Raw genomic sequence first — 8,311 nt, 5'->3', positions numbered from 1 at the left:
AGACTCGCAGCGCCGATGGTACTGCAGGGGCGACCCTGTGGGAGAGTAGGACACCGCCGGACATTCATTCCAGAAGAGCCGCCCAAAGCCGGGCGGCTCTTCTGCATTTAAGGCGCCCTCGACGGCGCACCACCGCCGGAATGTGGAAGCGATTACGCCCCCCGATCGGGGCGCCGAGGCCCGTGCGGGAGCGCCTGAGCGTGCCGAAACGAGCCGATCGTTTCGCGCTGAGTGCAAGCGCTTGCATTAACGTCCCGCGCGCTGCTACGTTCGCTCCCAATGTCAGTGGCACGTCGTCGTGCCGGAATCGGGAGTCAAGGATGACGCATCGGGCGCGCGCTCGGACATGGGTGACATTCGGGATCACGGGCGCCGTCGCGGCATCCGCCCTCGCAGTTCTGCCGGTCGCACCGGCAGCCTCGGCCGACGGCGACACGTTCGCCCTCGTCGGCTCGCTGCAGTCGGAGCTCGGCTGCCCGGGCGACTGGCAGCCGGAGTGCGCGGCGACCGAGCTGCTCGCGACCGACACCCCCGACCTGTACGCGGCGGAGTTCACGCTCCCCGCGGGCCAGTACGAGTACAAGGTCGCGGCGAACGACAACTGGGACGCGTCCTGGGGCCTGAACGGCGGCGGCGACAACATCCCGCTGACCGTCGACGGCGAGGTCGACGTCCGTGTCGTGTTCGACGACGCGCAGAAGCGCGTCGGGCTCGAGCTGCTCAGCATCGACGGCGCCTACGACGAGTCCGCCGACGCCGGCCTCGTCGCCGCCCCAGCCCGCCAGGCCGGCGGTGACGAGAACTTCTACTTCGTCATGACCGACCGCTTCGCCGACGGCGATGCGACGAACGACACCGCGGGCATCGAGGGCGACCGACTCGCGCACGGGTACGACCCGACCGACAAGGGCTTCTACCAGGGCGGCGACATCCAGGGTCTCCGCGACCAGCTGGACTACATCGCCGGGCTCGGCACGACCGCCATCTGGCTGACCCCGAGCTTCAAGAACAAGCCCGTGCAGGGCGAGGGCGCGAACGCCAGCGCCGGCTACCACGGCTACTGGATCACCGACTTCACGCAGATCGACCCGCACCTCGGCACGAACGCCGAGCTCGAGGCACTGATCGCCGAGGCGCACGCCAAGGGCATCAAGATCTACTTCGACATCATCACGAACCACACGGCCGACGTGATCGACTACGCCGAGGGGCAGTACTCGTACGTCGACAAGGCGACGAGCCCGTACACGGATGCCGCGGGCGACGTGTTCGACCCGAGCGCGATCGCCGGCAGCGCCGACTTCCCCGACCTCGACGCGGCCACGAGCTTCCCGTACACGCCGGTCATCGCGCCGGAGGAGGCCGACGTCAAGGTCCCGGCCTGGCTCAACGACCCGACGGTGTACCACAACCGCGGCGACTCGACGTGGGCGGGCCAGTCGGTGACCTTCGGCGACTTCGTCGGCCTCGACGACCTCATGACCGAGGACCCGACGGTCGTGAACGGCTTCGTCGACGTGTACCAGGACTGGATCGACCTCGGCATCGACGGCTTCCGCATCGACACCGCCAAGCACGTCAACTTCGAGTTCTGGGAGACCTGGTCGACCGAGGTGCTCGACTACGCGCACGCGGTCGGCAAGCCCGAGTTCTTCATGTTCGGCGAGGTCTACGACGCCGACCCGGTCAAGCTCTCGCCCTACGTGCGCGACACCGACATGAACTCGGTCCTCGACTTCACCTTCCAGTCGCAGGCCGTGAGCTTCGCGGCCGGCAACTCGGCGAAGAACCTCCAGTCGCTCTTCGCGGGCGACGACTGGTACACGACGCCCGACACCTCGGCCGCCGTGCTGCCCACGTTCCTCGGCAACCACGACATGGGCCGCGTCGGTTACTTCCTCGCCTCCACGGGCAATGCCCTCGAGCGCGACGAGCTCGCGCACGAGCTCATGTACCTCACGCGCGGCCAGCCCGTCGTCTACTACGGCGACGAGCAGGGCTTCGCGGGCACCGGCGGCGACAAGGACGCGCGCCAGACGCTGTTCGCGACCGAGGTCGGCGAGTACGCGAACCAGCCGCTCGTCACGGGCGAGCAGGCCGGCAGCGTCGACCGGTATGACACGGATGCTCCGCTCTACGAGCACATCGCCGCACTCGCGGCGCTCCGCGACGCGCACCCGGCCCTCGACCAGGGCGCGCAGCTCGAGCGGTACGTCGCCGACGGTGCGGGCGTGTATGCGTTCAGCCGCGTCGACCGCGACGAGAAGGTCGAGTACCTCGTCGCCGTGAACAACGCGAACGAGGCGAAGACCGTCGACGTGACGACGCTCACCGCCGACGGCGTGTTCGCGCCGCTCTACGGCACCGACGGCCCGGGCGTCACCGCGAACGCGGAGGGCGTGGCATCCGTCTCGGTGCCGGCGCTCGGTGCCGTCGTGCTTCGCGCCGACCGCGAGGTGACGGCGCCCGACGCGGCATCCGCCATCGCCGTCGACGTGCCCGCAGCGGGCGCCGGCGTGACCGGCATGACCGCGGTCTCGGCCGACGTGGCCGACGACACCTGGCAGGAGACGAGCTTCGCGTGGCGCGTCGCCGGCTCCGACGAGTGGCACGGCCTCGGCACCGCCGAGGACACCACGCCGCGCGTGTTCCACGACACGGCGGGGCTCGCGAACGGCACGCTCGTCGAGTACCGCGCGATCTCGACGGATGCCGCGGGGCAGCGTGCCGCGGCATCCACCTACGCCTCGGTCGGCAACGCGGTGAACCTCGTCGTCGAGGAGGAGCCCGAGACCGAGATCGACCTCGTCACGGTCCCCGGCAACCACAACTCCGAGATGGGCTGCCCGGGTGACTGGCAGCCCGGGTGCGAGGCGGCGAAGCTCACCAAGCGCGCCGACGGCGTCTACGAGGGCACGTTCGACGTGCCGGCCGGTTCGTACGAGTACAAGGTCGCGATCAACGGCAGCTGGGACCTGAACTACGGCGCGAACGGCGTCGAGGGCGGGGCGAACGTCGCCTACACGACCGCCGGCGGCCCGGTGACCTTCTACTGGGATCCGGGCACCAAGGTGTTCTCCTCGACCGCCGAGGGGCCGATCATCACGCTGCCCGGCAGCCTGCAGTCGGAGCTCGGCTGCCCCGGCGACTGGCAGCCCGAGTGCATGGCGACCTTCGCGCAGGACGGCGACAAGGACGGCGTCTACGAGTTCGCGACCGACCAGCTGCCGACCGGCAACTACGAGGTGAAGGTCGCGCACGACCGCTCGTGGGACGAGAACTACGGCGCCGACGGCGTGCGCAACGGCGGCAACATCGCCTTCAGCGCGACCGAGGGCAAGACGGTGACCTTCCGCTACACGATCGCGACGCACGTGCTCGAGGTCGTCGTGGCCGACCCGCCGCTGGCGGGCACGGGCACGCAGCGCGCCTACTGGCTCGACGCCGAGACGCTGGCCTGGCCGGCATCCCTGCTCGGGAGCGCCGACGCGGCCGACCTGTCGTGGACCATCGAGCACGCGGCCGACGCGGGCCTCGCGGTCGCCGAGGGCGCGGTCACGGGCGGCGGCGACCCCGTCGAGCTCGAGCTCGACCCCGCCGGCATCGGCGAGGAGCTCGCGGACGCCTTCCCGCACCTCGCGAGCTACGCGGCACTGCGGCCGGTCGGCCTCGACCGCGACGCGATCGCGGAGCTCGTCACCGAGCAGGTGCAGGTCGCGCAGCGCGACGGCGACCGGCTGACCGCCTTCACCGGCGTCCAGCTGCCGGGCGTGCTCGACGACCTGTACGGCGAGGGCGTGGCATCCGTCACGCTCGGCACCTCCTGGAACGGCGACGAGCCGACCCAGTCGGTGTGGGCGCCGACCGCGCAGTCGGTCTCGCTGCAGCGCTGGGATGCGGGCTCGACCGGTGACGCGCAGGTGCTGCCGGCGACGTTCGACGCCGAGTCGGGCGCGTGGTCGGTGACGGATGCCGCGCTCGGAGCGGGCGACGAGGTCCGCTGGCTCGTCGAGGTGTACGCCCCGTCGACCGGCGCGATCGAGCAGAACTCGGTCACCGACCCGTACTCGCAGGCGCTGACCGTGAACTCGGCGCGCACCGTGCTCGTCGACCTCGGCGACGAGGCGCTCGCGCCCGAACTCTGGGCCGACACCCCGGCGCCGGTCGTCGAGAGCCAGGTCGACCGCGCGATCACCGAGCTGCACGTGCGCGACTTCTCGATCACCGACGAGACGGCGCCCGAGGAGGAGCGCGGCACGTACCGCGCGTTCACGCGCAACAGCGCGGGCACCGCGCAGCTGCGCGAGCTCGCTGCGGCCGGCATCAACACGGTGCACCTGCTGCCGACGTTCGACATCGCGACCATCGAGGAGCGCCGCGACCAGCAGGCGACCCCCGACTGCGACCTCGAGTCGTTCGGCCCGGCGTCGGAGGAGCAGCAGGCGTGCATCGAGGCCATCCGCGACCTCGACGGCTTCAACTGGGGGTACGACCCGTACCACTTCCAGGCGCCCGAGGGCTCGTACGCCGTCGACCCCGACGGCGGCGCCCGCGTCGCCGAGTTCCGCGAGATGGTCGGGGCACTCCACGCGAACGGCCTGCAGGTCGTGCTCGACGAGGTCTACAACCACACCGCGGCATCCGGCCAGGGTGAGAAGTCGGTGCTCGACAAGGTCGTGCCCGGCTACTACCAGCGCCTGAACGCGACCGGTGGCGTCGAGACCTCGACGTGCTGCCAGAACGTCGCGACCGAGCACGCCGTCGCCGAGAAGCTCATGGTCGACTCGGTCGTCCTCTGGGCGACGGAGTACAAGGTCGACGGGTTCCGCTTCGACCTCATGGGCCACCACTCGAAGGACAACCTGCTCGCCGTGCGAGCCGCGCTCGACGAGCTCACGCTCGCCGAGGACGGCGTCGACGGTTCGGCGGTGTTCCTCTACGGCGAGGGCTGGAACTTCGGCGAGGTCGCGAACAACGCCAGGTTCGAGCAGGCCTCGCAGGGCCAGCTCGGCGGCACCGGGATCGCCACGTTCAACGACCGTCTGCGCGACGGCGTGCACGGCGGCAGCCCGGTCGCGGGCGACTCGAAGTACGAGCAGGGCTTCGGCACCGGACTCGCGGGCGAGCCGAACGGCCGACCCGTGCGCGAGGGCATCCGGAACCTCGGCCAGCAGACGGACCTCGTGAAGATCGGCCTCGCGGGCAACCTCCGCGACTTCGAGTTCACCGGGTACGACGGCGAGGTGAAGACCGGCGCCGAGGTCGACTACAACGGCTCGCCGGCCGGGTACGCCGACCAGCCCGACGAGGTCATCAACTACGTCGACGCGCACGACAACGAGACGCTCTTCGACCTCGGGGTGCTGAAGCTCCCGCAGGAGACGTCGATGGCCGACCGCATCCGCATGAACACGCTGTCGCTCGCGACCGTGTCGTTCTCGCAGAGCCCGTCGTTCTGGCACGCCGGCACCGAGCTGCTGCGCTCGAAGTCGCTCGACCGGAACAGCTACAACTCGGGTGACTGGTTCAACCGGATCGACTGGACCGGCCAGGAGTCGACCTTCGGGTCGGGCCTGCCGATGAAGGCCGACAACGAGGACCACTGGCCCGTGATGGCGGAACTGCTCGCCGACCCGGCCCTGAAGCCGACCGCCGAGGACATCGCCGCGGCCGAGGCATCCGCTCTCGACCTGCTGCGCGTGCGGTCGTCGGTCGACCTGCTCACCCTCGGCTCGGCCGAGCTCATCGAGCAGAAGGTGACGTTCCCGAACAGCGGGGCGGATGCCACGGACGGCCTCATCGTCATGCTCATCGACGACCTGGTCGGCGAGGACGTCGACCCGGCGCTCGAGGGCGCGATGGTCGTCTTCAACGCCTCGGGCGAGCCGATCACGGAGCGCATCGACGGGCTCACCGGCCGCGACTTCAAGCTCGCCAAGCCGCTGCAGAACGGCGTCGACGAGGTCGTCAAGGAGACGAAGTGGAAGGCGAAGACCGGGACGCTGACGATCCCGGCGCGCACGGCCGCGGTGCTCGTCTCCGAGCAGAAGGCGACGGGGCCGGTGAAGGGCGGGGCGGCGACGCCCGGCCCGAAGGCCGGCTCGGCGGGCTCCGGCTCGGCGGCGGGCTCGGGCTCGGCCGCGCCGGTCGTGCGTCTCGACGCGGGGTCGGTGCAGGTCGGATCGACGCTCGCGGTGGCCGGCTCCGGCTTCGAGTCGGGCGAGCTCGTGCAGGTGTGGCTCGAGTCGACGCCCCGCCTCCTGGAGGCCCAGTCCGCCGGCGCCGACGGTTCGGTGGCGTTCGAGGTCACGATCCCCGCGGGGACGGAGATGGACGGGCACCACGTGCGACTGGTCGGCGTGGCATCCGGGGCTGAAGCGGTGACGGAACTCACCGTGGTCGGGCCGCTCGGGCTCACCGCGACGCAGGGTGCGCTCGCCGCGCTGCTGGCGATCGCGGTGGTCGCGGCCGGATTCGTCGTGGCCGGTTCGCGCCTCCGACGGGCGAGCGTGGTCGCTGCGCGGGTCAGAAGCGACGCCGACTGATCCCGTTCGGGCGGAGCCGGTGTGCGCTGCTCCGCCCGAACGCCGCGGCCCGCCGTCCGGATTCCCTCCCGGACTGCGGGCCGCGAATGGTGCCCGGCGGGTCCACCCACCGCCGGGCACCGTGTCCGTGCTGCGGGCGGTCACTCCGGGAAGGACGCCCCGCACGCCGCGTAGCTGCCGAAGATCAGGCCGCCGTACGCATCGAAGAAGTGGTCGATGCCCTGCCCGTCGGTGGCGTGCCAGTCGTTGGGGTTGTTGGCGCCGATCGTGCCGCCCTGGCCGTTCGCACCCTTGATGAGGATCGTGAACGAGGCGGGGCCACCGCCCGCCGTGTAGGCGTCGAAGATGCAGTCCGCCTGCTCGGGAGTGATGTCGCCGTTTTCGACGTCGCCCGCGAGCGCGTCGGTCACGTTGAGCGTGAACCACGCCTGCGAGTTGCTCGCGCCCGCGTTGCCCTTCTCCGAACGGTTCGCGTTGTAACACTCGTGCGCGTAGGCGGCCGCGCCGCTGCCGAGCGTGATCGCGGCGGCCAGGCCGATGCCGGCGCCGATGTTGGTCATGGTTCTCGAGAACATTCCTGCTCCACTTCGATTCGGGTTGGAACGGCCGTCGACCGGCCGACGCATCCGAGGATGCCCCCGATCGACACTGATGGACTCAGGGTCCTCCCCGACATCGTCGGCGCGACACCCCCAGAAACGGGGGCATTCCTCATGTTTCTGGCGCGGTCGGGATCTGGCTCTGATCAGGCCGTTCGGCTCGCGAGGGCCGCGTGGCAGCGCTCGAGCCGGGCGAGCCACCACGCGGTGCGATCGCCGTCGGCGGCATACCGGTCGAGCAATGCCGGGTCGGGTTCGACCCTGCGGACGTCGATCGCGCCACCGCTCGGGAGCAGCGGGTCCGGCGTGACATCCGCTGCCAGCAGGGACGCCGTGCCGAGCCCGCAGTCGTACTCGAGCGCCGGCACCGCCGCGGCCAGGTGCGCGCCCATGGCGAGCCCGACGCTCGTGTCGAGCGCGCTCGAGACGACGATCGGCAGGCCGGCCCGCTCGACGACGTCGAGGGCGCGGCGGATGCCACCGAGCGGCGCGGCCTTCACGACGAGGAGGTCGGCGGCGCCCGCCGCGGCGACGGCGAGCGGGTCGTCGGCGCGGCGCACGCTCTCGTCGGCGGCGATGGGGATGCCCATGTACTTGGTGCGCGAGCGGATCTCGGCGAGCTCGGCGACGCTCGGGCACGGCTGCTCGACGTACTCGAGGTCGAACGGGGCGAGCGCATGGATCGCGTGCTCGGCCTCGTCGATGTTCCACCCGCCGTTCGCGTCGACGCGGATGCGCCCCTCGGGCCCCATCGCCTCGCGCACGGCGCGCACGCGCGCGACATCCTGCTCGAGGGTCTGGTCGGATGCCGCGACCTTGACCTTCGCGGTGCGGCAGCCCGGGAACCGCTCGAGCACGGCCGGCACGGCGTCGCCGTCGACGGCCGGCACCGTCGCATTCACGGGGATGCGGTCGCGGTGCGCGGCCGGGGTCGGATTCCAGCCGAAGTCGATCGCGGCGGCGAGCCAGGTCGCGGCCTCGTCGTCGTCGTACTCGGCGAACGGCGCGAACTCGGTCCAGCCCTCGGGGCCCTCGAGCAGCAGCGCCTCGCGAACGTCGATGCCGCGGAACCGCGTGACGAGCGGGAGCGCGACGACCCTGGCGGTCGCGAGCAGGTCGTGCAGGGGCGGCAGGGCATCGGCGCTCATGCGTCGAGTCTGCCACCCG

3 protein-coding genes are annotated in these 8,311 nt (G+C 71.2%); 1 reads left to right on the top strand and 2 read right to left on the bottom strand.

Going from position 1 to position 8,311, the window contains the following annotated elements; translation table 11 throughout:
- The first annotated feature begins 320 nt into the window (after positions 1 to 320).
- Complete coding sequence (pulA, locus tag GJ743_RS18665) at positions 321 to 6,545, top strand: pullulanase-type alpha-1,6-glucosidase (protein ID WP_155053405.1); 6,225 nt, start codon at positions 321 to 323, stop codon at positions 6,543 to 6,545.
- A gap of 140 nt (positions 6,546 to 6,685) precedes the next feature.
- On the opposite strand, the gene GJ743_RS18660 is transcribed toward pulA, so the two are convergent.
- Together GJ743_RS18660 and GJ743_RS18655 are read right to left on the bottom strand one after the other, a co-directional pair.
- Entirely contained in the window at positions 6,686 to 7,120 is a 435-nt protein-coding gene (locus GJ743_RS18660; protein ID WP_155053404.1) for a hypothetical protein, read from the bottom strand.
- Between the two features lie 170 nt (positions 7,121 to 7,290).
- Positions 7,291 to 8,292 carry an o-succinylbenzoate synthase gene (locus tag GJ743_RS18655; protein WP_155053403.1) on the bottom strand — a complete coding sequence of 334 codons (1,002 nt, stop codon included), beginning with the start codon at positions 8,290 to 8,292 and terminating at the stop codon, positions 7,291 to 7,293.
- Positions 8,293 to 8,311 lie beyond the last annotated feature (19 nt).

This window comes from Agromyces bracchium (genome assembly GCF_009709675.1).
In the GTDB taxonomy this organism is placed as follows: domain Bacteria; phylum Actinomycetota; class Actinomycetes; order Actinomycetales; family Microbacteriaceae; genus Agromyces; species Agromyces bracchium.
Note: the sequence above shows the minus strand (reverse complement) of the source record. Positions and strands in the feature narration are given on the sequence as shown.